This window comes from Microbacterium algihabitans (genome assembly GCF_032464975.1).
GTDB lineage: Bacteria > Actinomycetota > Actinomycetes > Actinomycetales > Microbacteriaceae > Microbacterium > Microbacterium algihabitans.
Genome location: NZ_JAWDIU010000005.1, coordinates 59,620 through 84,713 on the forward strand (window position 1 = coordinate 59,620; position 25,094 = coordinate 84,713).

Consider the following 25,094-nt stretch of genomic DNA (forward strand, 5'->3'; position numbering starts at 1 on the left):
TTCGTTCCGGATGCCGCGGGGGCGGGCTCTCGTTCAGCGCTGGTCGAGCAGCGCGTCTTCGTCGTCGGCGTCGCGATCCTTCGGGCGCTTTCGTGCGCGGTGGAGGGCGACGGGGTCGACGCGGCGCTTCTCGGTCGTGACGCTCTCGGGCTCGGGGGTCGCCTCGATGAGCTCGTCACCCTCTTCGTCCGCGTCTTCCGCTTCTTCGCGGCGCAGCTTGCGTTCGTTGACCATCACATAGGTGATGAAGCCGAAGCCCATGACGGCGAAGAGGATCCACTGCACCGCGTACGACAGGTACGGGCCGGGGTCGTTGCTGGGCGGATCCACCGTGTTCGGCGCGGTCTGCGGCGCGGGCGTCTCCGACATGAGCAGTCCATACGCGCCCGGTTCGAGGGGGCCGGTCTGCTCGGCGACGAGGCCCAGGTTGATCGTCGGCACCTGACCCGGATCGGCGCTGCGACCGGAGGTGGGCGCGGCCTCTTCGGGGCGGAGGCGCACCTCGACGGTCACCTGACCCGACGGCGGATCGGGGATGACATCGGGGACGGACTGCTGGTTGCCCGGCGGCAGCCATCCGCGATCCACGAGGAAGGTGCGTCCGTCGTCGAGGCGGAACGGTACGAGCTGCTCGAACGCGGCCGAGCCGCCGTGCGCGCGGTTGCGCACGAGCAGCTGTTCGTCGGTGAGGTACTCGCCCTGCATGCGCACGGGGCGCCACTCGTCGGAGGGCGTCAGCTGCGCCCCGGGGGCGAGCAGATCCCCGAGGGCGACGGGCGGGGCGTCGTAGTTGTTCGCGACGAGCTCGAGCTGCTCGCTGCGCTCGGCGTTGCGGGAGAACTGCCAGTTCGAGAGGAATCCGCAGGCGATCGCGAAGAGGATGGCCACGCCGACGTACATCGCCCACCGGGCGGCGGCGGGGGTCTCGCGGCGGCTCATGAGCGGTGTCCTCGGTGAACGGCGGCGTCGTCACGGACGATCCGGATGCCGCGGAAGCTCGACGACCGGCTCACGATCGACGACCCGGCACCGTGTCGCGCTGCGTCGTCGAATGCTCCGGTCACGTCTTCCAGGGTACGTCGGTCGGCGCGGCGCTCACGCCGGTTCGTTCGACAGGGCCTCCACCCGCACGGGGAAGTCGCGGGCGCTCAGGAACTCGCGCAGGTACGACACGTGTGCATCGCACGCGACCCAGGTCTTGCGGCGGTCGGCGGAGTGGATGCGCGGGTTGCGCCAGTGCACAGCCCAGACGGCGTCGTCGCGGCATCCGGCTCGGGAGCATTCGACGCGCGCGCTTCCCGCTGACGTCGACGCCGTCACGGGCGGTCGTCGCGCGGGGGATCCTGACGCGGGGTCTCGGCGATGCGGATGACCATCGGACCCTCGGCGGGGGCCACGGTCGCCGTGGGCGTCACCGGGGCTTCGATCGCGCGCTCGGGGTTGATGACGGTCCGGTTGGAGGCGTCCTGGCCGACGTTGGCGACGATCACGGCGAGGTAGGGGAGGAAGATCGCCCCGGCGGCGAAGACGAAGGTGTACCAGCCGTACGGGGTGATGACCGCCATGGCGATGAAGCACGCGATACGGATACCCATCATCACCATGTACTTGGCGAAACGGGTGTCGGCGTCATCCCGGGGAGCCTGGGGAAGCGACGTCGCGGATTGGGCTCGATGCGATGTCTTCACAGTGGTCTCAGGGTACGCCCGCAGGAATGTCATGGGGCGGGGTTGCGGTGCCGGTTGTTCGACGTCATAACAAGCCGCCGAACGCCTTGCGTCCGGCGGCTCGTCGTGCGCGACGGGGGCGTCAGACGCCGTAGCCCGAGCTGGTCGAGTTCGCGGTCGAGGCGATCAGGATCGAGATGCCGATGACGAACAGGACGATCAGGCCGAGGCTGATGTAGCCGATCAGCAGACCGGCGAGGGCCATGCCGTGGCCGCGCTCTCCGGTGGTCTTGATCTGCTTGAGCGAGATGTGGCCCATGATCACGCCGGCGATCTGTCCGATCACGGGCAGGAACATGATGAAACCGACGAGCGAGGCGATCAGCGACAGGATCGCGAGCAGGTTGGTCTTCGGCGGGGCGGTGTAGCCGTACTGCTGTCCGTAGGCCTGCTGTCCGTACGCCTGCTGTCCGTATGCCTGTCCGTAGGCGGGCTGCCCGTAGGCCTGCTGGCCGTACGCCGTCTGGCCGTAGCCCTGCTGGTCGGAGGCCGGAGCTGCGGGGGCGGAGCCGTAGGCGGATGCCGCGGCGTCGGGCGCGGGAGCGTCGTAGGCCGAGCCGTAGGGCGGCGCGGGAGGTGCCGACGGGGCATCGGGGGCCCCGTACGGCGGAGCCGGGGGAGCCCCGTAGGCGGGCGCGTCGGGAGTGGTGTTTCCGGATGCCGCGTGTCCGGAGCCCGTGTTTTCGGAGGCCGTGGTCCCGGATGCCGCGGCGTCGCCGGTTCCGCTCGCGGTGGCGCTCGTGGAGTCGGTGTCGCTCTGCGGGGCGTAGGGCGACGCGGAGGGGGCGTCGTTCGAGGGCGAGGCGCCGTCAGTGTATCCGGGCTGGTTCGGATCGGTCGTGCGGTCGTCGCTCACGGGAGTCCCTTTCATTGCGGTCTTCACCAGCGTTCCAGCGCGTCTCCACCCGTGTCAAACGACTGAGTCTGGAACGGCTGAGTCGGGAACGGCTGGGCGGCGAGATGTCGGGCGGGCTGTCGTTGCTTCGGTGTGCTCGCGGTGTCCCGGCCCGGTCGTCGGTAGGCTGGGCCGGTTCCGTCACCCGCAAGCGCAGGAGTCTCACCATGTCTCAGGACCGCGTCGTCGTCGTCACCGGAGGAAACCGGGGGATCGGTCGGGCCATCGCCGAGCGCTTCGTCGCGGAGGGCTGGAAGGTCGCCGTCACCGCCCGTTCGGGCGAAGGCCCCGAGGGAACACTGACCGTGCGCGCCGACGTGACCGATGCCGCTGCTGTCGACGCGGCGTTCTCGCAGGTCGAGGCTGAGCTCGGACCGATCGCCGTCGTCGTCGCCAACGCCGGAGTGACCAAGGACACCCTGCTGCTGCGCATGAGCGAGGACGACTTCGACAGCGTGGTCAACACCAACCTCGGCGGCGCGTTCCGCGTCGTCAAGCGCGCCTCGAAGGGCATGCTCAAAGCGCGGTGGGGTCGCGTCATCCTCATCTCGAGCGTGGTGGGCCTCTACGGTTCGGCCGGACAGATCAACTACGCGGCGTCCAAGAGCGCCCTCGTCGGTTTCGCCCGTTCGCTCACGCGCGAGCTGGGCGGTCGCGGCATCACGGCCAACGTCGTGGCTCCCGGGTTCATCGAGACCGACATGACGGCTGAGCTCCCCGCCGACACGCAGGCGGAGTACAAGAAGAACATCCCCGCCGGTCGTTTCGCTTCGCCTGATGAGGTCGCGGGCGTCGTCACCTGGCTCGCCGGAGATAACGCCGCCTACATCTCGGGCGCGGTCATCCCGGTCGACGGTGGCCTCGGCATGGGGCACTGACCCCGACGCCCGCGAGCGTCGGTCACTGAACCCGGCGCCCCAGAGCGTCGGTCATCAACCCCGGCGCCCCAGAGCCTCGGTCAATAACCCCGGCGCCCCAGAGCGTCGGTCACCAACCCCGACGCCCCAGATTGTCGGTCATTGACCCGGCGCCCCAGAGCGTGGGTCACCAACCCCGGCGCCCTACAGCGACGGCGCGGGCCACCAAACCCGGCGCGGCTGGAAGGACGCTCGTTCGATCGGCTTCTCGAGCCGCTGTGCCTCTCAGCGCACGGCGGCGACCAGCTTCTCGGCGAACTTCTCGGGTTGCGAGAACTGTGGCCAATGGCCCGACCCGAGTCGCACGACCTCGACGTCGCGGATCTTGCCGAACTCATCGGCGTAGTCACCCCAGTCGGCGAGCACGCGGGGCAGTGACTCGGCGTCGAGCTGACCTGAGAGCACCGTCACAGGGACTTCGAAGCGTCGTTCGTCGCCGAGAGTGATGGGCGAGGTCGGCACGCGACCCGGTACGTCGACGACCTGCGTCGCCGTGCGGGTGCGCGTCTCTTCGTCGATGTCGGCGGTGTCGTCGGCGTCGAAGAACTCCCACCCGGGGAAGTGCACCACGCCGTCTTCGACGGGGAACTCCGAGATCATCGCGCCGGGGTGGGGCACGATCGTGTCGACGAGGACGACCCGCGCGACACGGTCCGGGCGTCGGTCGGCCGCGCCCCAGACGACGTTGCCCCCGCCCGAGTGTCCGACGAGCACGACGCGCTGGTCCAGACGGTCGATCTCGGTGACGACGGCGTCGACCCAGTCGTCGATCACGAGGTCGCCGACGGCGGGGCCGGGCATGCTCAGGGCGTGCGGGCGATGCCCTGCCGCCTCGAGAGCGGGAACGATGTCGTCCCACGACGACGCGGTGAGCCAGAGTCCGGGTACGAGGATGACGTCCATATTGCGAGCGTAGGACGGGGTTCCGACATCGGCGAGTGCATCTGATAAAGAGCAGATCAGGCGTCGGTTCGACCGCTCCTGCCGTCCGCGCGACCCGAGAGCCCCACGGCATCCGCCCGCTCTGGGATTCGCGCGGGATCCCTGCGTCAGCGGGGGAGGAGGGCGATGACCTGCACCAGATCCACGTCGCCCACGACCAGATCGGCCCGCTCGCGTACGGCGGGCTTCGCGTTGAACGCCAGACCGAGGCCGGCCGTCTTCATCATCTCGAGGTCGTTCGCGCCGTCGCCGATCGCGAACGTCGACCGCAGGGGGACGCCGTTCTCGTCGGCCCAGCGGCGGAGCGTGCCGGCCTTGGCCGTGGCATCCACGATCTCTCCGTCGACCTCGCCGGTGAGGCGGCCGTCGTCGGCGACGAGCCGGTTCGCGCGCCAGACGTCGACCCCCAGGTCGGGCGCGATGGTGTCGAGCACTTCGTGGAAGCCTCCGGAGACGACTCCGACGATCCCTCCGCGTTCGTGCACCGCGGCGATGAGCTCGCGCACGCCGGGAGTCGGCTCGATGCGTGCGATCGCGCGAGCGAAGGCCTCGGTCGAGACGCCCGCGAGGGCTTCGACGCGTGAGCGCAGGCTCGTGGCGAAGTCGACCTCGCCGCGCATGGCCGCCTCGGTCGCCGCAGCGACCTCGGCACCGCGGCCGGCTTCGTCGGCGAGGAGTTCGATGACCTCGTTGCGGATCAGGGTGGAGTCGGCATCGAGCACGACGAGGAAACGAGCGGGCGCAGGCACGCGCTCGACCCTAGCGGGTGAGTCGGGGGTCGCGAGGTCCACGACCGGTCGCATCTGCGCAACTGCGCTCTCGTCGCACGGCGTCATGCGCGGGGGCGATGTCGGAGCCCCCGCGTAGGCTTTTCGCACCGCCGACTCCTGAGAAGGGACCCCTCATGGCCGATGTCGAAAGCTTCACCCTCGACCACACCGCCGTTCTGGCGCCGTACGTCCGCCTGATCGGCACCGAGTCGGGGCCGCGCGGTGACGTCATCTCCAACTTCGATCTGCGTCTCGTGCAGCCCAACGAGCAGGAGATCCCGACGGCCGGACTCCACACGATCGAGCACCTGCTCGCGAGCCTCGTACGCGACCGCATCGACGGCCTCATCGACATCTCGCCGTTCGGATGCCGCACCGGTTTCCACGTCATCATGTGGGGCGAGCCCGACGTGGCCGCCCTGGTCGATGCGATCAGCGATTCGCTGCGCGCCATCGTCGACGACGTGCAGTGGGACGACGTGCCCGGAACCGACGCGTTCAGCTGCGGCAACTACCGCGATCACAGCCTGCACACGGCCAGGGAATGGTCGAAGGTCGTGCTCGAGAAGGGCATCTCGCGCGACGCATTCGAGCGCGTGGGCGTCTGACGCGGAGCTGAACGGGTAGCGGGCAGGCCGAGTCTCGCGCGACGCGTTCGAGCGAGTGGGCGTCTGACGCTGAGCGGAACGGGTACCTGGCAGGCCGAGTCTCGCGCGACGCGTTCGAGCGCGTGGGCGTCTGACGCTGAGCTGAACGGGTAGCGGGCAGGCCGAGTCTCGCGCGACGCGTTCGAGCGAGTGGGCGTCCGACGCTGAGCTGAACGGGTACCCGGCAGGCCGAGTCTCGCGCGACGCATTCAAGCGCGTGGGCTTCTGACGCGGAGCGGCAAGCTCCTCACCTCCTACCGCTACGAACGCGAGGGGGCGGCGACCTTCGCGGTCACCGCCCCCTCTTCGCATCCGGAGCTTCTCGGCATCCGGAACCGCGTTTCACGACTAGGCGTGGACGTGCACGTCCTTGCCGACGACGGTGATGCCCGTCTCGGTGACGGTGAAACCGCGGGCCAGGTCGCGCTCGCGATCGACGCCGATGGTCGCCCCGGGCTCGAGCACCACGTTCTTGTCGAGGATCGCGCGGTGGATCCGCGCTCCCGCACCCACCTGGACGCTGTCGAACAGCACCGAGTCGGTGATCGTCGATCCGCCGCCCGCGAGGGCCCACGGGCCGACGACGCTGCGCTCGAGGTGGGTTCCCGACAGCACCGAGCCCAGCGACACGATCGAGTCGATCGCGTTGCCGATGCGCCCGACCGAGTCGCGCACGAACTTCGCCGGAGGGGCGTTGAAGGTCTGCGAGAAGATCGGCCAGTCGTTGTTGTACAGGTTGAAGATCGGCAGGGTCGAGATCAGATCCATGTGCGCGTCGTAGAACGACTCGATCGTGCCGACGTCGCGCCAGTACGACCGGTCGCGGGGCGTGGACCCGGGCACGTCGTTGCGCTGGAAGTCGTAGACGGCCGCCTCGCCGCGGTCGACGAAGTAGGGGACGATGTCGCCGCCCATGTCGTGGGCCGAGGTCGGCAGCTCGCCGTCGTGCGTGACGGCGTCGACGAGGGCGTCGGCGTCGAAAATGTAGTTGCCCATCGAAGCGAGCACCTCGTGCGGCGAGTCGGCGAGGCCTGCCGGGCTCTGCGGCTTCTCGAGGAACGCGCGGATCTTCGTCGGGTCGCTGGGGTCGGTGTCGATGACGCCGAACTGGTTCGCGAGCGAGATCGGCTGACGGATGCCGGCGACGGTGGCCTTCGCGTCCGAGGCGATGTGGGCGTCGAGCATCTGCTTGAAGTCCATGCGGTACACGTGGTCGGCACCGATGACGACGACGATGTCGGGCTTCTCATCGCGGATGAGGTTCATCGACTGCAGGATCGCGTCGGCCGAGCCCGAGAACCAGCGCTTGCCCAGTCGCTGCTGCGCGGGGACCGAGGCGACGTACGAGCCGAGCATCGGCGACATGCGCCACGTCTGAGAGATATGACGGTCGAGGCTGTGCGACTTGTACTGCGTGAGCACGACCAACTGCCGCAGCCCCGAGTTGATGAGATTCGAGATGGCGAAGTCGATCAGGCGGTACTGGCCGCCGAACGGAACGGCGGGTTTGGCGCGATCGGCCGTGAGGGGCATGAGTCGCTTTCCCTCGCCGCCGGCGAGGATGATTCCGAAGACCTTCGGCGCTGCAGGCATGGCACCACACTAAGGGGCGGATGCGGCTGCGGAAACACGTCTGCGGCGCGCCTTTCGCTGTACTACGGTTCGTGTCATGCGCGTCGACATCGTGACCAAGGAGTACCCGCCGGAGATCTACGGCGGAGCCGGAGTCCACGCCACCGAGCTCGTCAAGGCGCTGCGCGCCGAGGGCACCGAGGTGCAGGTCCGCGCGTTCGGCGCCGACCGTGACGAAGCCGACGTGACCTCATACGGTGTGCCCGCAGAGCTCGCCTCCGCCAACGGCGCGATCCAGACGCTCGGCACCGATCTCGAGATCGTGTCCGACATCGCCGGCGCCGACGTCGTGCACTCGCACACCTGGTACGCGAACTTCGCCGGGCACCTGGCATCCCTGCTCCACGGCATCCCGCACGTCGTGACCGCGCACAGCCTCGAACCGCTGCGCCCCTGGAAGGCCGAGCAGCTCGGGGGCGGCTACGCCGTCTCGAGCTACATCGAGAAGACCGCCTACGAGGGTGCCGCCGCGGTCGTCGCGGTGAGCTCCGGCATGCGCGACGACATCCTGCGCAGCTACCCCTCGCTCGATCCCGCCAAGGTGCGGGTCATCTACAACGGCATCGACACCGAATCGTGGCATCCGGTGTCGGATGACGCGTTCCTGGCGTCGCAGGGGATCGATCCGTCGCGCCCCTCGGTCGTCTTCGTCGGTCGCATCACCCGCCAGAAGGGCTTGCCCTACCTGCTGCGCGCGGCGGAGCAGCTGCCGCCCGAGGTGCAGCTCATCCTGTGCGCCGGCGCCCCCGACACCCCGCAGATCATGGCCGAGGTGCAGGAGCTGGTCCGGGGGCTCCAGGCCACCCGCGACGGGGTCGTGTGGATCGAGAAGCTGCTGCCGCGCAACGAGCTCAGCGCGATCCTCACCTCGGCGACGACGTTCGTCTGTCCCTCGGTGTACGAGCCGCTGGGCATCGTGAACCTCGAGGCCATGGCGTGTGGCGCAGCGGTCGTCGGGACGGCGACCGGAGGCATCCCCGAGGTCGTCGTCGACGGCGTGACCGGGCGTCTCGTGCCGATCGAGCAGGTGCAGGACGGGACCGGAACGCCCGTCGATCCCGAGCGGTTCGTCGACGATCTCGCCCGCGTGCTGACGGAGGTCGTGACGGATGCCGATACCGCCCGGGCCTACGGAGAAGCCGGTCGCACGCGAGCCGTCGAGGACTTCAGCTGGGCGGCCATCGCGGAGACCACCGCGGCGCTCTACGCGGAGGTCGCGGGGAAGTAGGCGGCCGCGGTCGCGATGTGCGGCACGACGACCGGGGACGTCTCGGAAATCGCCGCGCGCGACGGGCGCGGGGGCGCTCCGGCACTCTCCACAGGGGCCGCGTGGCATCCGGGAGCCCCTGTCTCGGACAGTAGGCTAGAGCCATGCCCCAGGTGCTCGAGTTCTCCGACGTCGTCGTCCGCCGGAACGCGCGGGACATCGTGTCCCACCTCGATTGGGAGGTGTCGGACGACCAGCGTTGGGTCGTGCTCGGGCCGAACGGCGCGGGCAAGACGACGGTGCTCCAGCTCGCCGACACCCTGCTGCACCCCACGTCGGGTTCGGTGACGATCCTCGGGGAGCGTCTCGGTCGCACCGACGTGTTCGAGTTGCGTCCGCGCATCGGTTTCGCCTCGTCGGCGATGGCGCGTCGCGTGCCGCCGGAAGAGACCGTGCTCGACGTCGTGCTCACGGCCGCGTTCTCGGTCGTGGGTCGCTGGCGCGAAGACTACGACGACATCGACGAGCGTCGTGCACTGCGCGTGCTCGCCGAGTGGAAGCTCGACCACCTCGCCGACCGCACCTTCGGCACCCTCAGCGACGGCGAGCAGAAGCGCGTGCAGATCGCTCGAGCGGTCATGACCGACCCCGAGCTGCTGCTGCTCGACGAGCCCACCGCGAGCCTCGACCTGGGTGCGCGCGAAGAGCTGCTCACCCTGCTGTCGGGCTACGCGCAGGCGCCGACCACGCCCGCCATGGTGATGGTCACGCACCACGTGGAGGAGATCCCGGTCGGTTTCACGCACGTGCTGCTGCTGCGCGACGGCGAGGTCGTGGCGTCCGGTCCTCTCGAGGAGGCCCTCACGGCCGAGAACCTCACGAAGACGTTCGGGCTCGAGATCTCGCTGTCGCGCGAGGCCGGGCGCTACGCGGCGCGGGCGGTCTGAGAGTTCGGATCCGGGTGTTTCTCGCGCTCGACTCCGTCTGTCGGTCGGGCTCGAGATCTCGCTGACGCGCGAGGCCGGGCGCTACGCGGCGCGGGCGGTCTGAGAGTTCGGATCCGGGTGTTTCTCGCGCTCGACTCCGTCTGTCGGTCGGGCTCGAGATCTCGCTGTCGCGCGAGGCCGGGCGCTACGCGGCGCGGGCGGTCTGAGAGTTCGGATCCGGGTGTTTCTCGCGCTCGACTCCGTCTGTCGGTCGGGCTCGAGATCTCGCTGACGCGCGAGGCCGGGCGCTACGCGGCGCGGGCGGTCTGAGAGTTCGGATCCGGGTGTCGGCTGAACCGGCGCCCTCGTGTCAGGGCACTGCTCGGGCCTGATAGACTCTGACGTTGGTGCCTTCGGCGCCGCAGACTTTGACGTCCTGGCAGAATCCAGGACACCACTTCTCAAAGGACCTCCCATGCAGACTGACATTCACCCCACGTACAAGGCCGTCGTCTTCCGCGACCTCGGTTCGGGCGACACCTTCCTCACCCGTTCGACCGTCTCGAGCGACAAGACGATCGAGCTCGACGGCGTGGAGTACCCCGTCATCGACGTGGAGATCTCGTCCGCTTCGCACCCCTTCTACACGGGTAAGCAGCGCATCATGGACTCCGCCGGTCGCGTCGAGAAGTTCAACCAGCGCTTCAAGAACTTCGGCGGTCGTTGATCCGCAGCGGTTCTCGCAGCGAAAGCCCCTCGTCCTTCGGGATGGGGGGCTTTCGCTTTTCCGAATTGGTTGCGTGGGGTGCGTCGGTGCGTGGGGTGCGTCGGGCGGCGGGCTCGGCTGCGGAGTGCAGCGGACGGCGCGGTGTCGCGCGGTCTCGCATCCTTCAGGGTCGTTCTGGCGACGAGCGCCGGTCACGACGAACTGCGCCCGCTGCCCCGTCGTCGCGTGTGTGTCCACGCGAATGCGTGCCTGCCCTCAGACCCTCGACGTGAGCTTTCCCGCCTTCTCGTGTCCTCCGAGGTCGTCGCGGCGGTCGCGCCACATGCGCTGCTCGGCGCGCGCCTCGGCGACGACGGCAAGGTCGATGGCGGCGACCGCGACCCCCTCACGACCTTCGACGTGCGCGATGCGGCGACCGAGCGGATCGAACACGGCCGAACCGCCGATGAAGTCGCTGGGCGCGCCCACGAGTCCGCTGAAGACGACGTACATGCCGTTGTCGAGGGCTCGCGAGGCGTAGTGCAGGTCGCGTCGCCGCTCGCCCCCGGGGAAGTACGCGCCGCTGTTCACGTACACGAGAGCACCGGATGCCGCGGCGGCGGCCGCATGCTCGGGAAAATTCGCGTCGTAACAGACCGACAACGCCACGCGGACGCCCTGCACCTCGAACGAGAAGCCCCGCTCGCCGGCGTCGAAGATCTCGCGCTCGGGGGCGTGGAGGTGCTGTTTGGCGTAGGCGGCGAACGGTGGACGTCCGGGAGTGAACACCACGTCGGTGAGGGTCCGTCTGCCGCTCGACTGCAGGGCGGTGTTCACGATGGCGATGACGCCGGTCTCGTCGACGATGCGTCGGAGAGGATCCTGCCACTGCAGGTCGTGGAGGTCGGGAAGGGGCGCCGCGAAGACCTCGTCGGCGTAGCCGGTGAGGAACGCTTCCGGGAACACCACGACATCGGCATCCGCCTCCGCCGCCGCGGCGATGAGGTGCGCCGCTCGCGAGACGTTGTGGAGCAGGGCTCCGGGTCGGGCTTCGGCCTGCACGGTGGCGATGCGGAAGGTCACCGGATCAGTGTGGCAGGGCGTGGGGCAGGCGCGCGTGGTCGGGAGTGTGGGGTGGGCGGGTGTGGTCGGAAGTGTGGGGCTGGGCGTGTGGCTGGAGGGGGGTGGTGGGGCGGGTGGTCGGTGTCTGCGCCGGGCTGGTTTGCTGGAGCGATGAAGTTGCAGCGGTGCCGGACGGCGGAGGAGATCGCGGAGATCGAGGTCTTTCTGCGCGAGGCGGATCTGACCGTGGCCGGCCTCGACGCGCCGACGGTGCGCCTGTGGGTGGAGCGCGAGGGCGTCGGTGGGAAGAGGGCCGGTGGGGACGGTGCCTGTGGCGTCGGTGCTGGTCGGGTTGAGGCCGGTGATGGTGGTGCCGAAGGGCGTGGCGCTGGTCGGGGTGGTGCTCTTGGTGTTGGTGCCGATGAGGTTCGCGCTGGTCGGGCTGATGTTCCTCGGGCTGGCGCCGATACGGCTGACGCCGCTCGGGCTGGCGCCGATACGGCTGACGCCGCTCGGGCTGGCGCCGATACGGCTGACGCCGCTCGGGCTGGCGCCGATACGGCTGACGCCGCTCGGGCTGGCGCCGGTCGGATCATCGGCAGCACGGGATGGGAAGTCAGCGCTGACGGGCGGCATGTGTTGATCCGGAGCGTCGCGGTCGCGCCCGAGCGACGATCGCTGGGCCACGGTCGCGCCTTGGCCGTCTTCGCTCTCGAGCGAGCAGCCGCCGAGGGTGCGCATACGGCCTGGCTCTTCAGCCGTCGGTCGGGAGGGTTCTGGCAGAGCCTCGGGTTCGTGCCCGCGGATCGGGACGAGCTTGCGGGCGTTCTCGCGAATACGCATCAGGTGCGGATGTTCCGTCGTACGGGGCAGCTGGAGCGGGAAGTGGCGTGGAGGCGGGCGCTGCAGGCGGAGTGAGTCGAGCTGGCGGGTTCGTGTGCTCCACAGTGTGGGCTCGCTCCTGTGGACTTGACCGGGCGGGCTCGGACGCAGGGGACACGACCGCGGGCATGAGCTTTCCCCGGATGCGCGCGCGAGTTCTAGAACGGCGGCGGATCCGCGTCGAAGGTCTCGCCCCGCGGCGAACGCCATGTCAGGTCACCGTCGGGCGAGGCGGACGGCTCCCACAGCGTTTCGTGTCGGAGTCGATGGTGATGGCGGCACTTCGGGTCGAGGTTGTCTTCGTCGGTCGTTCCGCCTTCGACCCACGCCGTGCGGTGATCGATGTCGCATTCGCGGGCGGCCCGATTGCATCCGGGGAAGACGCACGTCGGATGCGTCACGCCGAGCCAACGACGAAGCGCGAGCGGAACTCGATAGGTCTTGCGGTCGAGAGCGAGGGGCGCGCCGGTCACGGGGTCGGTGAGCAGACGGATCCACGAGGTCGCATTGCCGGCGAGGCGACGGGCCGTGTCGAGATCGATGGGGCCGTAGCCCTCCAGCGTGGCGGGTTCGGCGGATGCGCCGAGCAGCGTCAGGGCGGGGACGGTGACGATCACCGTTGCGGAGGGCGTGGAACGCGGTGCGGCCGAGGCGGGTGGCGAAGCGGCTTGGGGAGAAGCGGCCGGGGGCGCAGCGACGTGCGGCGGAGTGACCGGGGGCACAGCGACGTGCGGCGGAGCGACCGGGGGGGGAATCGAACGAGGGTGCATCGATCGTAGGTGAATCGATCGGCGGCGGAGCGACCTGCGGCGGAGCGACCGCGGGCTGAGTCGACATCGATGCCCCTGCCGGCGGTGAGTCCGAGGTGGCGGCTTCCACTCGTGCCGGCTCGGGGGCGCCGGAGGGCACCGTCGCGACGAGATCGGCCAGAGCATCAGCACGCAGCTGCGCGACAGTCCGATCTTCGTCCGGGAGGGCGCGGAGAGAGCGAGCCACTCCGTCGAGGCGCGACATCACGGCACGAGCCCGATCGGCAGGGAGGAGGGCGCTCAGCGAGGCCATGCCGTCGAGCTCGGCGGACATCCAGACGCCGCGATCTGCCGCCGCGCGACGATGACGCTCTTCGAGGGACTCCGCGTGGACGCGCTCGCGGATGACGCGCGCCGCGACGGCGAACTTCGCGGGTGTGAGCACCACGGCTCGCTCGCACACCTGCTCATCGAATCGTTGCAACGGCTCGGGCTCGTCGGGCAGGGACGACGCCAGTCGAGCGACCTCGACCGCGTGGCGCTCCGAGATGCGCCCCTCGCTGAACTCTTGCCAGACCGCAGGGGTGCGCTCGTCGAGGGTGCGGGCGTGCGCCGCGCGCGTGCGGACGGTCTGCTCGGACAGGCGGAGACGCACGGCGATTTCGGCGACGGCGGCGCGTTCGGCCATGTCCGCGCGATCGCGGCGGACGGCGCGGATGGTGCGCCGACGTGCGTCGCTCCATGAGGGGTCACGGGTCGGATCGGGTCCCGCCCACGGAGTGGGGTCTTCGGCAGCCGCCTGCAGGATGGACGCGATGAGTCGGTACTCCTCCGCGGTCGCCCGTTGGCGCACCCGCGCGACGGCTTTCAGCCGATGGAGAGGGGCGTCGACGTCGCCGTCATCGGCATCCGCCGACAGGAACTCGTCGAACGGATCGACGGCGTTCTGCGGGGCGGTCTCGCTGGACGTTTCGCGGGGGACTTCCGACGGTGCTCCCGCGATATCCGCCCACTCGGACGCGGGCGAGTCGCCGACGAGGAGCGGAATGACCACGCCGTTCACGGCGCAGGGGGCGTCGTCGTCGGCATCCGCCCGCCACTCGACCTCGGGCACTGCGCTGAGTGCGTCGGACTGGTGCGTGGGCTGATCGTACGGCCACCAGTCGACGTCTGCGGACTCGCGTATCGCCGCCCATCGGGCCTCGATCTCGAGCTCGTCGTCGCTGGGCCAGGGCGCGCCGTCGGTCTCGCGGAACACCGGTCGCGGCCGGTCTTCGGAAGGGGCGGTGCTGGTCATGGGAGAACGGTATCGGGGACCTCCGACATTGGGTTCGTGGTCGGGAGAAGTCCAGGCCACGGGCGGGATCGGGGACGGGGACTGCAGTTCGCACCGGCCCTGAGGGCCAGGCTGAATCGGTGGCAGGACCGCTCGGCAGGATCGGACCGGCAGGGGAGATCGAGGGGCGGGCCGGCCCCACGCTGTCGACCGGGGAGTCGAGTCGAGATCGCGCAGTGGGGCTGCGCGGCGCTGTCGACCGGGGAGTCGAGTCGAGATCGCGTTGTGGGGCTGCCCGGCGCTGTCGACCGGGGAGCCGAGTCGAGATCACGCAGTGGGGCTGCCCGGCGCTGTCGACCGGGGAGCCGAACCGGGGTGGCGGCTCTGCGAGACGCCGTCGACCGGGGGCACCGGCCGAGATCACGGTCCTGACCGCTCACGGGAACACTGACGCGTCATCGAGCGGGGAAGCCGTGGCGAGGTCGCAACTGGTCCCGCTCAGCGGATCAGGCAACCGCTCGCGACGCAGAAAACCTCGCTAGCACCACTCAGCGGATCGGCCACGCTCCGTCGACCGGGGGAGCCGTGGCATCCAGTCGCCCGATCTTGATGAAGTACTCGGTGAGGCTCGCCGCCTGCGCCCGGGCCCACCCGATCTGGTGGGTGTGGAGTTCGTCGAGGGTGGACGGCATCCAGGGGCCGAACTTCTCGGCCAGCGCGAGGGCGAGCCGACCCGCCGCGACGGCATCGGCACAGGCCTCGTGCGCCGACTCGAGCGGCACGGAATAGTGCTCGGCGACGACCGACAGCGTGCGCTTTCCGCGCCGATACCGGTCGTACGTCTTGTCGACGACGAGCGGATCGATCACCGGCGACGGAGCGGCGATGGCCTCGACGCCGTGCCGGATCGCCTCGTTCTTCAACAGCGAGAAGTCGAACGGCGCGTTGTAGGCCACGACCGGGATCCCCGCCGCGAACAGCGCCGACAGCGCTTCGACGACCTCGCCGACCACGCGGGGCGCCGGAGCGCCCTCGGCCCGGGCGCGTTCCGTGCTGATGCCGTGGATCGCGGCCGCCCCGGCCGGGATCTCCACACCCGGATCGGCCAGCCAGTCGCGGGCGTCGACGACGTGTCCGTCGACGTCGAGAACGCCGACGTGCGCGGTGACGATGCGGTCGTTCTCGACGTCGATCCCGGTGGTCTCGAGATCGAACACGCCGATGAGGCGCGCCCACTCGGGCGTCTGAAACAAAGGAAGCGGCTCGGCCTGCCACGTGGTCATGCGCCCACGGTAGAGCGGGGTTCCGACATGGGCGGCCAGGCGCGCAGGCACCGGGGTCGACGGGGGAGGACCGGGGCGGATGCCGCGGCTCGGCCGGGGGCCGGATTCGCGCTCGCGCGGGGAGCGGAGGGGCTCCGTCGCGGCGCCCGGATGCCCGAACGTGGGGGCGCGGGTCGGACGCGTTCGCGCGGGGAGCGGAGGGGCTCCGTCGCGGCGCCCGGATGCCCGAACGTGGGGGCGCGGGTCGGACGCGTTCGCGCGGGGCGCGGAGGGGCTCCGTCGCAGCGCCCAGGTCGATGTCGGAACCCCCTCCTAGACTCGACCCATGCCGAATCCGTACGCCGAACTGCTCGCCGCGATCCCCGTGACGCGACGCGAGGCGCACGTGCTCGGTGGCACGACCGCGTACTGGGTCTACGGCGACGATTCCGCAGCGACCACGATCGTCGCGGTGCACGGCTTCCGCGGCGAGCACCACGGGCTCGATCCCGTCGTGGCGCACCTTCCCGGCATCCGGGTCATCTCGCCCGATCTTCCCGGGTTCGGCGAGACGGCCCCTCTCGTCGGACACCCGCACGACCTCGACACCTACGCCGCGTGGCTGCGCGCTTTCGTCGAAGACGTCGCTCCGGATGCCGTGATCCTCGGCCACTCGTTCGGCTCGATCGTGTCGTCGGCCGCTGTCGCCGGAGGGCTGTCGACGCCCAGACTGATCCTCGTCAACCCGATCGGTGCACCCGCGCTCGAGGGGCCGCGAGGGATTCTGACCCGCCTCGCCGTGTTCTATTACCTGGCCGGGGCGAAGCTTCCTCGCGCGATCGGCGAGGGGCTTCTGCGCAACGGACTCATCGTCCGCGTCATGAGCAACGCCATGGCGAAGACACGCGACCCGCAACTGCGGCGGTTCGTTCACGAGCAGCACGACGAATACTTCTCGCGGTTCGCCGACCGCGATGTGCTGCACGAGGCCTTCGTGACGAGCGTGTCGCACGACGTGCGCGAGTTCGCGCCGCGCATCGCTCAACCCACGCTGCTCATCGCCGCGCAGAAAGACGACATCACGCCGATCGAAGCGGAACGTCACCTCGCGACGCTGTTCCCGCGGGCCGAGCTCGTCGAGATCCCCGACGTCGGACACCTCATCCATTACGAGACGCCTCAGGCTGCGGCGGCGGCGATCCGGGGGTTCGTGGACGCGGAGTGAGTGGGGGCTCGTGCTGAGCGAAGGTGCCGAGCCAGGCTGGAGACATCGGGCTCGGCTCGAGCGGGCTCGCTACCGCACCATGCGCAGTTCGACGATGCCGCCGATGTGGGCATCCTCTAACGACACCCCGTCTTCGCGGAAGCCATGCCGTTCGTAGAACGCCCGCGCGCGCTGATTCGCGCTCGCGACCCACAACTGAGCGGGACGGTCGGCGATGGCCCCCGTGAGCAGGGCGTGACCGACACCGGTGCCGTGCTCTGAAGCCAGCAGGTAGATCGCGAAGAGGGTGAGATCGCGCGTCGGCTCGAATCCCTTCGTCGCGTCGGCGCCCTTCGACGCCCCGGCGAGGGCGAACCCGACGATCCGCGCGTCGCGTTCGGCGACCACGATGGTCAGCGGGGGCGCGTCGGCGCCGAGCATGAACGCCCACGCCCCACGCCGCCGCTCGAGGGCGGTGTCGTCGAACATCTCATCGGGCATGAGACCCGTGTAGGTCTCACACCACGTCTCGACATGAACGGCGGCGATCGCGTCCGCGTCGTCGAGGGTGGCTGGGCGGACCGTCGCGGTGCTGCTCATGCCTCGACCGTAGACGAGAGCGCGAGACGGCCGAGCGCCGACGGCGTCGAGACGGAGCGCCCGAGGGAAGGTCGGGCGGGTTCTCGGCATCCGCCCACGAAACGCGCATCACGGGTCGGCGATCCATACGGCGAACGTGGGTCCGCACGCGATCGCGATCAGTGCGGCGCGTCACCCCCCCCCCCCCGGGCAGGTGTCATCGCCGCAGAAGAGGGGAAGATCCCCGCCCCGCGGTCAGGCCGGAGCCTCGGCCTTGCGGCGACGGTACGCGTTGACGTTCATACGGTTGCCGCAATTGCCGGCGTCGCAGTAGCGCTTCGAGCCGTTCTTCGAGAAGTCGACGTAGACGCCCGCGCAGTCGTCGGCGTCGCACACGCGAACGCGCGCGTATTCGTCCGCACGGATGACGTCGACGAATGCCAACGCCGACTCGACGAGGATGCGCGTCGCCAACGGATCGGCCGGATCGCTCGCGTGGATGTGCCAGTCGAGCCCGTCGTGCCGCACCAACTGCGGGAGCGCCCGCCCGTCGGCGAGCATGGCGTTCACGAGGGGCACCGCCCCGTCGCGATCCGTGCTCCACAGCTCGAGAAGACGGGGGCGGATGCCACGGACCGCCGCGAGTTCGCGCGCATCGCGCGTGCGCGACCCGGTGTAGCCGTGACGCTCGGTGAAGGCCTCGAGGGCCTCGACCTCCTCGAGGGTGTCGACGCCGCTGACGTCGGTCTGCGGCAGGGTGTTGACCAGCTCGACGGCAGCGCGCAGCACCAGTTCGGTGTCACGGATGAAGACCATGTTGACTCCTGACAGGCGCGGGTCGTACTGTCACGAGTGTAAACGTTCTTCACTCCTGACAGCAGGCTCGCATGACCACGTCGTCCGTCACCCTTCCGCGCCCCACCCGACACGGCTCCGGAGCCGTCACCGGGCTCGTGATCGCCGTCGCCTCGGCCCTCGCGTTCTCGTCGAGCGGTCCGTTCGTGAAGCCCCTGCTCGACGGGGGCTGGTCGCTCGGGGCGGTCCTGCTCGTGCGGATGGGGGTCGCGGCGCTCCTGCTGTCGCCCGCGCTGATCCTCGCGATCCGCCGGCAGCGTGGCTTCATCCGCCGACACGGACTGCTCATCCTCGCCTTCGGCCTCACGGCCGTGGCCGGATGCCAGCTGTTCTACTTCGCCGCGATGCAGCGGATGCCGGTGGCCGTCGCCCTGCTCATCCAGTACATCGCGCCGGTGCTGCTCGTGCTCGCGGTCTGGGTGCGCACCCGCACGGCTCCCTCGAAGGCGGTGCTGATCGGCTCCGTCGTGGCGATGGTCGGCCTCGTGCTCGTGGTCGACATCAGCGGGGCGCGCTTCGACCTGCTGGGGACGATCTTCGCGCTGTGCGCCGCCGTGTGCGCGGCCGCCTACTTCGTCATCGCCGGGCGCGCGGGCGACGACCTCCCGCCCCTCGCTCTCGCCGCGGGAGGCCTGATCACCGGAACCGTGCTGATGGGCATCCTCGTCGCCACCGGGATCCTGCCCTTCGCCGCACCCTCGATCACGGTGTCGCTCGCGGGGCTCGAGGTTCCCGGCATCCTGCCCCTGCTCTGGGTGGGCGGCGTCGCCACCACTGTCGGGTACGCCCTCGGGGTGATCGCGGTGCCGCTCATCGGCTCGCGCCTCGCGTCATTCGTCGGGCTCAGCGAGGTGCTGTTCGCTCTCGGGTTCGCCTGGCTGCTGCTCGGCGAGACGCCCGCTCCCGTGCAGTTCGTCGGCGGTGCGCTGATCCTCGTCGGCGTCGTGCTCGTGCGGCTCGACGCCGGCGGCGCGGTCGAGGAGAAGACCGAGACGGCAAGCATCCCGGTGGTGCCCGCGCCGTAGGCCGGCGCGGGTTCCGGTCCCTTCGACAGGCTCAGGGACCTTCGGTTCGGAGGTGGCTGAGCCTGTCGAAGCCACCGGTCTTTCAGGGGTTCCGGTCCCTTCGACAGGCTCAGGGACCTCGCGGGCTAGTTCTCCTCGCGTGCCAGCTGCATCAGCGGGCCCACGCGGTAGCCGATCACCTCGCCCATCACCAGCGAGGTCTCGGTGCGCTCGACGCCCTCGATCGCGAGGATGCGCGCATCGGTGTCGAACAGGTGCTGGGTGTCACGGCACGCGACGCGCACGAGCAGGTCGACCTGACCGCTCAGCCCGTGCGCCTGCAGCACTTCGGGAACCTTGGCGAGTTCTTCGCGGATGATCGGCAGCTCGGCCTGGCGCACAGTCACCTGCAGGAACGCCTCGATCGGAAAGCCCAGCGCCTCCGCCGACAACGTCCGCTCGTACGACAGGAACACCCCACCGCGTTCGAGGCGGCTCATGCGCGCCTGAACGGTGTTGCGCGAGAGGCCGAGCTTCTCGGCGAGCGCGACGACGGTGGCGCGCGGATCGGCGGACAGGGCGCGGAGGAGGTCGAGGTCGACCGCGTCGAGCTTGCTCATGCTGCGAAACATTAGCAGCGCCGGGGCCGTCTGCAATGGGCACAGTGCTCAATATGACGACGAGGTCTTGAGCGGGGTGCATTCCGCGCGTACGGTCGGCCACGTCGGCGCTGTTGCCGACACCCGGATCGCCCCGGCTCTCACGAGGAGCCACGGGCCGCACCTGGAGGGATGACGATGACGTACACCCAGACGCGAGACTCTTCGATCGGAAGAGCCGACGACCACGACCCCCAGGACGACGTCGACGACGTCCTCCGCCTGCTCGAGCCGGACGGCACTCGTATCGCCGACGCCGAGCTCGATCCCTGGATCGCCGACCTCTCGCCGCACGAGCTGCGCTCCCTCCACCGCGACATGGTGCTCACCCGTCGCCTCGACGCCGAGGGCGTCGCGCTGCAGCGCCAGGGTCAGCTCGCCCTGTGGGCGCCCTGCCGCGGCCAGGAGGCCGTGCAGGTCGGCACCGTCCACGCCATGGCTCCCGGCGACTTCGCCTTCCCCAGCTACCGCGAGCACGGCGTGCTGCTCGCCCGCGGCGCCAAGCCCGAGGGCTACGTGCTCGCCTGGCGCGGCGAAGAGCACTCCGCCTACGACCACGCGTCGATCAACGTCGCCCCGCCCCAGATCATCATCGGCGCGCACTCGCTGCACGCGACGGGCTGGGCCATGGGTGCGCAGCGCGACGGCTCGACCGATGTGGCCGTGGCGTATTTCGGCGACGGTGCCACCAGCCAGGGCGACGTCAACGAGGCGATGGTGTTCGCCTCGTCGTACGGCGCCCCCGTGGTGTTCGTGTGCTCGAACAACCAGTGGGCCATCTCCGAGCCCGTCACCGTGCAGGCCAAGTACCCCATCGCGGGCCGAGCGCCGGGCTTCGGCATCCCGAGCCTCCGCATCGACGGCAACGACGCCATCGCCTGCGTCGCCGCCATGCGCTGGGCCCTCGACCGTGCCCGCCGCGGCGAAGGGCCCTCGTTCATCGAGGCCGTGACCTACCGCATGGGTCCGCACACCACGAGCGACGACCCCACCCGCTACCGCGACGCCGACGAGGTGGAGCGGTGGGCCGGTCGCGACCCGATCGCCCGGCTCGAGGCCTACCTGCGGGCCGAGGGCATGCTCGACGACTCCGGCATGGATGAGGTCGCCCGGGCCGCCGACGCCCTCGCCGCCGACGTGCGCGCCGCGTGCATCGGAGCGACCACGCGTGCGCCCGAGACCATGTTCGACCACGTGTACGCGGAACCGCATGCCGGAGTCGAAAGGCAGAAGGCCGAGTACATGGAATACCTCGCGGGGTTCGAGCAGGAGGGCACGCGATGACTTCCCTGACCCTCGGTTCCGCGATCAACGCGGCAGTGCCCGAAGCTCCCCACGGCGACGAGAAGGAGATGTCGCGATGACTTCCCTGACCCTCGGTTCCGCGATCAACGCGGCAGTGCCCGAAGCTCCTCACGGCGACGAGAAGGAGATGTCGCGATGACTTCCCTGACCCTCGGTTCCGCGATCAACGCGGGCCTGTCGAAGGCACTCGAGAGCGACGACAAAGTCCTGCTCATGGGCGAGGACATCGGCAAGCTCGGCGGCGTCTTCCGCGTCACCGACGGCCTGCAGAAGCGCTTCGGTGCGCAGCGCGTCGTCGACACCCCGCTCGCAGAGGCCGGCATCGTCGGCACCGCGGTGGGCCTCGCCCTGCGCGGCTATCGGCCCGTCGTCGAGATCCAGTTCGACGGCTTCGTCTACCCGGCGTTCGACCAGATCGTCTGCCAGGTCGCGAAGCTGCACTACCGCAGCAACGGTCGCATCCGGATGCCGCTGGTCATCCGCATCCCGTGGGCCGGAGGCGTCGGCGCGGCCGAGCACCACTCCGAGTCGCCCGAGGCGTACTTCGTGCACACCGCCGGACTCCGCGTGATCGCCGCCTCGAACCCGCAGGACGCCTACGTCATGCTGCAGCAGGCGATCGCCTCCGACGACCCGGTGATCTTCTTCGAGCCCAAGCGCCTGTACCACTCCAAGGGCGAGGTCGATCTCGACGCCGACCTCGCCGACGCCCCGCCGATGCACCTCGCGCGCGTCGCCCGCGAGGGCACGGATGCCACGATCGTCACCTACGGCGCCCAGGTGCGAACCGCCCTCGACGCCGCCGTCGCCGCCGAAGACGACGGGATCTCGCTCGAGGTCATCGACCTGCGCTCGCTCTCGCCGATCGACATGAACACGGTTGCGGCATCCGTCCGCAAGACCGGACGCGTCGTCGTCACGCACGAGGCCGCGCGCGAAGCGGGAGTCGGCGCGGAGCTCATCGCGAGCATCACCGAGGAGTGCTTCCACTACCTCGAGACGCCGCCGCGGCGCGTCACCGGGCACGACATCCCCTATCCGCCGTCGAAGCTCGAGAAGCACCACGTGCCCGATCTGGACCGGATCCTGCACGCGGTGGATCTGGTGCTGGAGCGCAGTGCGGGCTCTTCGCCCACCGGCGGCGCATCCGCCGCGACCGTCGAGGGAGGCGTTCGATGATCGCGGAGCGCAGTGCTGCAGGGCGGATCGCGGGCACGATCGAAGGAGGCGTTCGATGATCGCGGAGTTCTTGCTTCCCGACCTCGGCGAGGGGCTTCCCGAGGCCGAGATCGTGCAGTGGCACGTGGCCGAGGGTGACACCGTCACCCTCAACCAGACGATCGCCGAGGTCGAAACGGCGAAGGCGATCGTCGAGATCCCCTCGCCGTACGCCGGCACCGTGCAGGGTCTGCACGCCGCGGCCGGAGACGTCGTCGAGGTCGGCTCACCCCTGGTGTCGTTCGACCTCGGCGGGACGGATGCCGGCACCCCGGCGGCCCCTCCTGCTGAGGCGACTCGAGAGGCCGGGGCCGGCCTCGCCGTCGAGACGGTCACCGAGGCACCGCTCGATGCCCCCGCCGACGACATCGCCGCCCGCGCGACCCCGAACCTCGTCGGGTACGGCGCCGCCCCGGCATCCGGCAACCGTCCGAAGCGACGCGCGCGCGGCGGTGGGACCGCGGTGATCGACTCCGACCACGCCGTGCGCGAGGCCGCTCCCCACGACGTCGTCAAGACCGGTCCGATCGACCTGCCCCTCGAGCGTCCGCGCTCGACCCCGCCGGTGCGCAAGCTCGCGAAAGACCTCGGGGTCGACCTCGTGTTGGTCGCCGCAGCCCACCCGGGTGAGATGGTCACGCGCGGCCACGTCGAGGAGTTCGCTGCGCGCACTCCGGCGATGCCCGAGGTCGCGGCATCCGCCCCCGCGCACCCCGGTGGGACGGTGGCGCGCGGCCAGGTGGGCGAGGTCACGGCATCCGCCCCCGCTTCGATGTCGACGGTCCCCCCGACCGGCCGGTCCGGCGACCGGGTGACACGCACGCCGATCCGCGGAGTGCGCAAGCACACGGCCGCGGCGATGGTGCAGAGCGCGTTCACGGCTCCGCACGCGACGACGTTCCTCACCCTCGACGTCACCGCGACCACCGAACTGCTCGCGTCGCTCAAGACCGACCGCGCGCTCGACGGGCACCGCATCGGCGTGCTCGCGATCGTCGCGAAGGCCGTGTGCCTGGCGCTCGGGCGGACTCCCGCGCTCAACGCCAAGTGGGATGAAGCGGCGGGTGAGATCGTCGAGCACCACTACGTCAACCTGGGGATCGCCGCCGCGACCGACCGCGGTCTCGTGGTTCCCGTGATTCCGGATGCCGACCGGCTCGACCTCGTCGACCTCGCCGACGCGATTGCCGAGCTCGCCGCGACGGCCCGCGCCGGACGCACCGCTCCGGCCGCGATGACCGGCGGGACGTTCTCGATCACCAACGTCGGCGTGTTCGGAGTGGATGCCGGAACGCCCATCCTGAATCCCGGCGAAGCGGGCATCCTCGCGGTCGGCGCCCTGCGGCGCACGCCGTGGGAGCATCACGGCGAGATCGCCCTGCGCGACGTGCTCACCCTCAGCCTCTCGTTCGACCACCGGCTGGTCGACGGGGCCGAGGCGGCGCGATTCCTCACCGACGTCGCCGGCGTGTTGCGCGAGCCCGGGAGGGCGATGCTGCTGCGCTGAGCGACCCGCGGCGGCGCGGTCGTCGCGCGGTGCATCGACGGGGTGCCGGGGGAGTGGTCGCCCTCGGCACCTTCCGGTTTTGAGGGGTGCCAGGCGGGCGCGCCTCGCCGGGCGCCGGCTGCGGGGCGGATGGCGGGGACTCAGGCCGTCAGCGCCGCCAGCGCCATGCGGGTCAAAGTGGGGCGCACGCGAGCCGCGGGCACTCCGCGCACGCTGTGCGGGGTCGAGTTGATCAGACCGAAGCACGCCAGGGCTCGCACGCGGCGCTCGGCGGGGGACTCGGCATCCGGGAGCGCTGTGGCGAGCGCCTCCGTCCACACCGCAACGTAGGCGTTCTGCAGATTGCGCACCGTGCGGCGGTCGTCGGGGGAGAGGCGATCCAGGTCGCGGTCCTGCACGCGGATCACATCGGCCTCGGCGAGCGCGAACGCGACGTGGAAGTCGACGAGCGCGCGGAGCGTGGTGTCGGCGGGCGCCGCCGTCGTGCGGAGATCAGCCGCGACACGCGGCTTTGGGGCTGCGAGAGACGGCGCGTCGGCGCCGCGATCCGCAGGACGGTCGGGGGCGGATGCCGTGTGTGCAGGATCGCGGAGGGATTCGGCCCCACGGGAGGTGGGGGCCGGGTCTGCGGTTGTGTGCGCGACGGAGGACCCGGCAACCCGGCGCCCGCCCTCGAGCAACCGCTCGCTGACGTCGACGAGGATCGCGCCCAGCAACGCCTGCTTGCCCGCGACGTGGCGATAGACGGCCGGGCCGCTCACTCCGGCGGCTTCGCCGATGTCGCCGAGGGTCACGCCGTCGAACCCGCGCTCGGCGAACAGGCGGGCGGCGGCGGCGAGCAGGGCCGCGCGGCGGTCGGCCTTGGCGCGGTCGCGGGCGGTGCCGGAAGCGGGGTCAGGCGTCGGGCCCGTCGCGCGGTCGCGTGCCGCGCCGGAGGCGTCGTCCGGCGAGACGTCGACGCGAGCGGGGGCGACCGCGGTCACCGCGTCAGCGCGCGTCTCGCCGTCGGCCCCTGAAGGCTCGTCGTTTGCTCTTGTCATCGGCATCCGTTCGGGCTAGCCTGGAATCTCAGTTAGCCAACATTAACTGAAAACCCCTCCGGCGGAAACGACCCCGACCGGAACGACGGTGCCGTCGACGATGCGGCCCCGAGACGGAGCCGC

Annotated in this window: 26 protein-coding genes and 1 pseudogene; 12 read left to right on the forward strand and 15 right to left on the reverse strand. The window is 70.3% G+C overall.

Going from position 1 to position 25,094, the window contains the following annotated elements; all coding sequences use genetic code 11:
* Positions 1 to 33: 33 nt before the first annotated feature.
* The 4 genes from RWH43_RS13450 to RWH43_RS13465 form a co-directional block, all read right to left on the reverse strand.
* Positions 34 to 939 carry an SURF1 family cytochrome oxidase biogenesis protein gene (locus tag RWH43_RS13450; protein ID WP_316001729.1) on the reverse strand — a complete coding sequence of 302 codons (906 nt, stop codon included), beginning with the start codon at positions 937 to 939 and terminating at the stop codon, positions 34 to 36.
* A 156-nt stretch (positions 940 to 1,095) separates the two neighbouring features.
* Positions 1,096 to 1,320 carry a hypothetical protein gene (locus RWH43_RS13455; protein ID WP_230704563.1) on the reverse strand — a complete coding sequence of 75 codons (225 nt, stop codon included), beginning with the start codon at positions 1,318 to 1,320 and terminating at the stop codon, positions 1,096 to 1,098.
* Entirely contained in the window at positions 1,317 to 1,598 is a 282-nt protein-coding gene (locus RWH43_RS13460) for a DUF3099 domain-containing protein (RefSeq protein ID WP_230704564.1), read from the reverse strand. Before RWH43_RS13460 ends, RWH43_RS13455 begins: the two co-directional genes overlap by 4 nt.
* Positions 1,599 to 1,809: 211 nt before the next feature.
* Entirely contained in the window at positions 1,810 to 2,583 is a 774-nt protein-coding gene (locus RWH43_RS13465) for a DUF4190 domain-containing protein (protein WP_262346228.1), read from the reverse strand.
* A gap of 206 nt (positions 2,584 to 2,789) precedes the next feature.
* Between RWH43_RS13465 and fabG the strand changes: the two genes are divergently transcribed.
* Positions 2,790 to 3,500, forward strand: a complete 711-nt coding sequence (gene fabG, locus RWH43_RS13470; RefSeq protein WP_230704566.1) for a 3-oxoacyl-ACP reductase FabG — start codon at positions 2,790 to 2,792, stop codon at positions 3,498 to 3,500.
* Positions 3,501 to 3,764: 264 nt separating this feature from the next.
* On the opposite strand, the gene RWH43_RS13475 is transcribed toward fabG, so the two are convergent.
* Both RWH43_RS13475 and serB read right to left on the reverse strand, forming a co-directional pair.
* Positions 3,765 to 4,442: an alpha/beta fold hydrolase gene (locus RWH43_RS13475; protein WP_144833255.1), complete on the reverse strand. Its 678-nt coding sequence runs from the start codon at positions 4,440 to 4,442 to the stop codon at positions 3,765 to 3,767.
* Positions 4,443 to 4,588: 146 nt separating this feature from the next.
* The gene (serB, locus tag RWH43_RS13480) at positions 4,589 to 5,230 is read right to left on the reverse strand and encodes a phosphoserine phosphatase SerB (RefSeq protein WP_260979741.1); all 642 of its coding nucleotides are present in this window, start codon (positions 5,228 to 5,230) and stop codon (positions 4,589 to 4,591) included.
* Positions 5,231 to 5,385: 155 nt separating this feature from the next.
* Here serB and RWH43_RS13485 point away from each other — a divergent pair, with 155 nt between their 5' ends.
* Positions 5,386 to 5,859: an S-ribosylhomocysteine lyase gene (locus RWH43_RS13485; RefSeq protein WP_316001730.1), complete on the forward strand. Its 474-nt coding sequence runs from the start codon at positions 5,386 to 5,388 to the stop codon at positions 5,857 to 5,859.
* 387 nt (positions 5,860 to 6,246) lie between these two features.
* Here the strand turns inward: RWH43_RS13485 and glgC are convergent, their stop codons facing one another.
* On the reverse strand, positions 6,247 to 7,491 hold the full coding sequence (glgC, locus tag RWH43_RS13490) for a glucose-1-phosphate adenylyltransferase (protein WP_144833261.1): 1,245 nt from the start codon (positions 7,489 to 7,491) through the stop codon (positions 6,247 to 6,249).
* A gap of 76 nt (positions 7,492 to 7,567) precedes the next feature.
* On the opposite strand from glgC, the gene glgA reads away from it, so the two are divergent.
* The 3 genes from glgA to RWH43_RS13505 all read left to right on the forward strand — a co-directional run bounded on the left by glgA (position 7,568) and on the right by RWH43_RS13505 (position 10,390).
* Entirely contained in the window at positions 7,568 to 8,758 is a 1,191-nt protein-coding gene (glgA, locus tag RWH43_RS13495) for a glycogen synthase (protein ID WP_316001731.1), read from the forward strand.
* 143 nt (positions 8,759 to 8,901) lie between these two features.
* A complete protein-coding gene (locus RWH43_RS13500) occupies positions 8,902 to 9,684 on the forward strand; it encodes an ABC transporter ATP-binding protein (RefSeq protein ID WP_251507425.1) in 783 nt (260 codons plus the stop codon).
* Between the two features lie 454 nt (positions 9,685 to 10,138).
* Complete coding sequence (locus tag RWH43_RS13505; RefSeq protein ID WP_055837630.1) at positions 10,139 to 10,390, forward strand: type B 50S ribosomal protein L31; 252 nt, start codon at positions 10,139 to 10,141, stop codon at positions 10,388 to 10,390.
* 255 nt (positions 10,391 to 10,645) lie between these two features.
* Here RWH43_RS13505 and RWH43_RS13510 read toward each other — a convergent pair whose 3' ends face one another.
* Positions 10,646 to 11,452, reverse strand: a complete 807-nt coding sequence (locus RWH43_RS13510; protein WP_316001732.1) for a carbon-nitrogen hydrolase family protein — start codon at positions 11,450 to 11,452, stop codon at positions 10,646 to 10,648.
* Positions 11,453 to 11,762: 310 nt separating this feature from the next.
* Between RWH43_RS13510 and RWH43_RS13515 the strand changes: the two genes are divergently transcribed.
* Together RWH43_RS13515 and RWH43_RS13520 are read left to right on the forward strand one after the other, a co-directional pair.
* The gene (locus tag RWH43_RS13515) at positions 11,763 to 12,074 is read left to right on the forward strand and encodes a hypothetical protein (RefSeq protein ID WP_316001733.1); all 312 of its coding nucleotides are present in this window, start codon (positions 11,763 to 11,765) and stop codon (positions 12,072 to 12,074) included.
* Entirely contained in the window at positions 12,068 to 12,349 is a 282-nt protein-coding gene (locus tag RWH43_RS13520) for a GNAT family N-acetyltransferase (RefSeq protein ID WP_316001734.1), read from the forward strand. Before RWH43_RS13515 ends, RWH43_RS13520 begins: the two co-directional genes overlap by 7 nt.
* Positions 12,350 to 12,471: 122 nt before the next feature.
* On the opposite strand, the gene RWH43_RS13525 is transcribed toward RWH43_RS13520, so the two are convergent.
* From RWH43_RS13525 to RWH43_RS13535, 3 genes and pseudogenes are all read right to left on the reverse strand, one after another.
* Positions 12,472 to 12,930: an HNH endonuclease signature motif containing protein gene (locus RWH43_RS13525; protein ID WP_316001735.1), complete on the reverse strand. Its 459-nt coding sequence runs from the start codon at positions 12,928 to 12,930 to the stop codon at positions 12,472 to 12,474.
* A gap of 349 nt (positions 12,931 to 13,279) precedes the next feature.
* Positions 13,280 to 13,750, reverse strand: a pseudogene (locus RWH43_RS13530) (DUF222 domain-containing protein); the annotation flags it as partial.
* Positions 13,751 to 14,886: 1,136 nt separating this feature from the next.
* Positions 14,887 to 15,621 carry an exonuclease domain-containing protein gene (locus RWH43_RS13535; protein ID WP_316001736.1) on the reverse strand — a complete coding sequence of 245 codons (735 nt, stop codon included), beginning with the start codon at positions 15,619 to 15,621 and terminating at the stop codon, positions 14,887 to 14,889.
* Between the two features lie 325 nt (positions 15,622 to 15,946).
* On the opposite strand from RWH43_RS13535, the gene RWH43_RS13540 reads away from it, so the two are divergent.
* Positions 15,947 to 16,825: an alpha/beta fold hydrolase gene (locus tag RWH43_RS13540; protein ID WP_316001737.1), complete on the forward strand. Its 879-nt coding sequence runs from the start codon at positions 15,947 to 15,949 to the stop codon at positions 16,823 to 16,825.
* 69 nt (positions 16,826 to 16,894) lie between these two features.
* On the opposite strand, the gene RWH43_RS13545 is transcribed toward RWH43_RS13540, so the two are convergent.
* On the reverse strand, positions 16,895 to 17,404 hold the full coding sequence (locus RWH43_RS13545; protein WP_316001738.1) for a GNAT family N-acetyltransferase: 510 nt from the start codon (positions 17,402 to 17,404) through the stop codon (positions 16,895 to 16,897).
* Positions 17,405 to 17,638: 234 nt separating this feature from the next.
* Positions 17,639 to 18,199: a CGNR zinc finger domain-containing protein gene (locus RWH43_RS13550; protein ID WP_144833277.1), complete on the reverse strand. Its 561-nt coding sequence runs from the start codon at positions 18,197 to 18,199 to the stop codon at positions 17,639 to 17,641.
* A 71-nt stretch (positions 18,200 to 18,270) separates the two neighbouring features.
* Between RWH43_RS13550 and RWH43_RS13555 the strand changes: the two genes are divergently transcribed.
* The gene (locus tag RWH43_RS13555) at positions 18,271 to 19,263 is read left to right on the forward strand and encodes an EamA family transporter (protein ID WP_316001739.1); all 993 of its coding nucleotides are present in this window, start codon (positions 18,271 to 18,273) and stop codon (positions 19,261 to 19,263) included.
* 125 nt (positions 19,264 to 19,388) lie between these two features.
* On the opposite strand, the gene RWH43_RS13560 is transcribed toward RWH43_RS13555, so the two are convergent.
* Positions 19,389 to 19,862 (reverse strand): Lrp/AsnC family transcriptional regulator, encoded by a 474-nt coding sequence (locus tag RWH43_RS13560; RefSeq protein WP_144833281.1) that lies wholly within the window; start codon positions 19,860 to 19,862, stop codon positions 19,389 to 19,391.
* Between the two features lie 171 nt (positions 19,863 to 20,033).
* Here RWH43_RS13560 and pdhA point away from each other — a divergent pair, with 171 nt between their 5' ends.
* The 3 genes from pdhA to RWH43_RS13575 all read left to right on the forward strand — a co-directional run bounded on the left by pdhA (position 20,034) and on the right by RWH43_RS13575 (position 23,931).
* Positions 20,034 to 21,185: a pyruvate dehydrogenase (acetyl-transferring) E1 component subunit alpha gene (pdhA, locus tag RWH43_RS13565; protein WP_437127390.1), complete on the forward strand. Its 1,152-nt coding sequence runs from the start codon at positions 20,034 to 20,036 to the stop codon at positions 21,183 to 21,185.
* Between the two features lie 156 nt (positions 21,186 to 21,341).
* Entirely contained in the window at positions 21,342 to 22,385 is a 1,044-nt protein-coding gene (locus RWH43_RS13570; RefSeq protein WP_316001741.1) for an alpha-ketoacid dehydrogenase subunit beta, read from the forward strand.
* A gap of 55 nt (positions 22,386 to 22,440) precedes the next feature.
* Positions 22,441 to 23,931 carry a dihydrolipoamide acetyltransferase family protein gene (locus RWH43_RS13575; RefSeq protein WP_316001742.1) on the forward strand — a complete coding sequence of 497 codons (1,491 nt, stop codon included), beginning with the start codon at positions 22,441 to 22,443 and terminating at the stop codon, positions 23,929 to 23,931.
* Positions 23,932 to 24,071: 140 nt separating this feature from the next.
* On the opposite strand, the gene RWH43_RS13580 is transcribed toward RWH43_RS13575, so the two are convergent.
* Positions 24,072 to 24,971: a TetR/AcrR family transcriptional regulator gene (locus RWH43_RS13580; protein WP_144784837.1), complete on the reverse strand. Its 900-nt coding sequence runs from the start codon at positions 24,969 to 24,971 to the stop codon at positions 24,072 to 24,074.
* Between the last annotated feature and the right edge of the window lie 123 nt (positions 24,972 to 25,094).

Excerpts from the sequence above, each read along its gene's own strand:
- RWH43_RS13450 (WP_316001729.1), bottom strand. The coding sequence starts at position 939 with ATGAGCCGCCGCGAGACCCCCGCCGCCGCCCGGTGGGCGATGTACGTC.
- RWH43_RS13460 (WP_230704564.1), bottom strand. The coding sequence starts at position 1,598 with ATGATGGGTATCCGTATCGCGTGCTTCATCGCCATGGCGGTCATCACC.
- fabG (WP_230704566.1), top strand. The coding sequence starts at position 2,790 with ATGTCTCAGGACCGCGTCGTCGTCGTCACCGGAGGAAACCGGGGGATC.
- RWH43_RS13475 (WP_144833255.1), bottom strand. The coding sequence starts at position 4,442 with ATGGACGTCATCCTCGTACCCGGACTCTGGCTCACCGCGTCGTCGTGG.
- RWH43_RS13485 (WP_316001730.1), top strand. The coding sequence starts at position 5,386 with ATGGCCGATGTCGAAAGCTTCACCCTCGACCACACCGCCGTTCTGGCG.
- glgC (WP_144833261.1), bottom strand. The coding sequence starts at position 7,491 with ATGCCTGCAGCGCCGAAGGTCTTCGGAATCATCCTCGCCGGCGGCGAG.
- glgA (WP_316001731.1), top strand. The coding sequence starts at position 7,568 with ATGCGCGTCGACATCGTGACCAAGGAGTACCCGCCGGAGATCTACGGC.
- RWH43_RS13500 (WP_251507425.1), top strand. The coding sequence starts at position 8,902 with ATGCCCCAGGTGCTCGAGTTCTCCGACGTCGTCGTCCGCCGGAACGCG.
- RWH43_RS13505 (WP_055837630.1), top strand. The coding sequence starts at position 10,139 with ATGCAGACTGACATTCACCCCACGTACAAGGCCGTCGTCTTCCGCGAC.
- RWH43_RS13535 (WP_316001736.1), bottom strand. The coding sequence starts at position 15,621 with ATGACCACGTGGCAGGCCGAGCCGCTTCCTTTGTTTCAGACGCCCGAG.
- RWH43_RS13540 (WP_316001737.1), top strand. The coding sequence starts at position 15,947 with ATGCCGAATCCGTACGCCGAACTGCTCGCCGCGATCCCCGTGACGCGA.
- RWH43_RS13545 (WP_316001738.1), bottom strand. The coding sequence starts at position 17,404 with ATGAGCAGCACCGCGACGGTCCGCCCAGCCACCCTCGACGACGCGGAC.
- RWH43_RS13550 (WP_144833277.1), bottom strand. The coding sequence starts at position 18,199 with ATGGTCTTCATCCGTGACACCGAACTGGTGCTGCGCGCTGCCGTCGAG.
- RWH43_RS13555 (WP_316001739.1), top strand. The coding sequence starts at position 18,271 with ATGACCACGTCGTCCGTCACCCTTCCGCGCCCCACCCGACACGGCTCC.
- RWH43_RS13560 (WP_144833281.1), bottom strand. The coding sequence starts at position 19,862 with ATGAGCAAGCTCGACGCGGTCGACCTCGACCTCCTCCGCGCCCTGTCC.
- pdhA (WP_437127390.1), top strand. The coding sequence starts at position 20,034 with ATGACGATGACGTACACCCAGACGCGAGACTCTTCGATCGGAAGAGCC.
- RWH43_RS13570 (WP_316001741.1), top strand. The coding sequence starts at position 21,342 with ATGACTTCCCTGACCCTCGGTTCCGCGATCAACGCGGGCCTGTCGAAG.
- RWH43_RS13575 (WP_316001742.1), top strand. The coding sequence starts at position 22,441 with ATGATCGCGGAGTTCTTGCTTCCCGACCTCGGCGAGGGGCTTCCCGAG.
- RWH43_RS13580 (WP_144784837.1), bottom strand. The coding sequence starts at position 24,971 with ATGACAAGAGCAAACGACGAGCCTTCAGGGGCCGACGGCGAGACGCGC.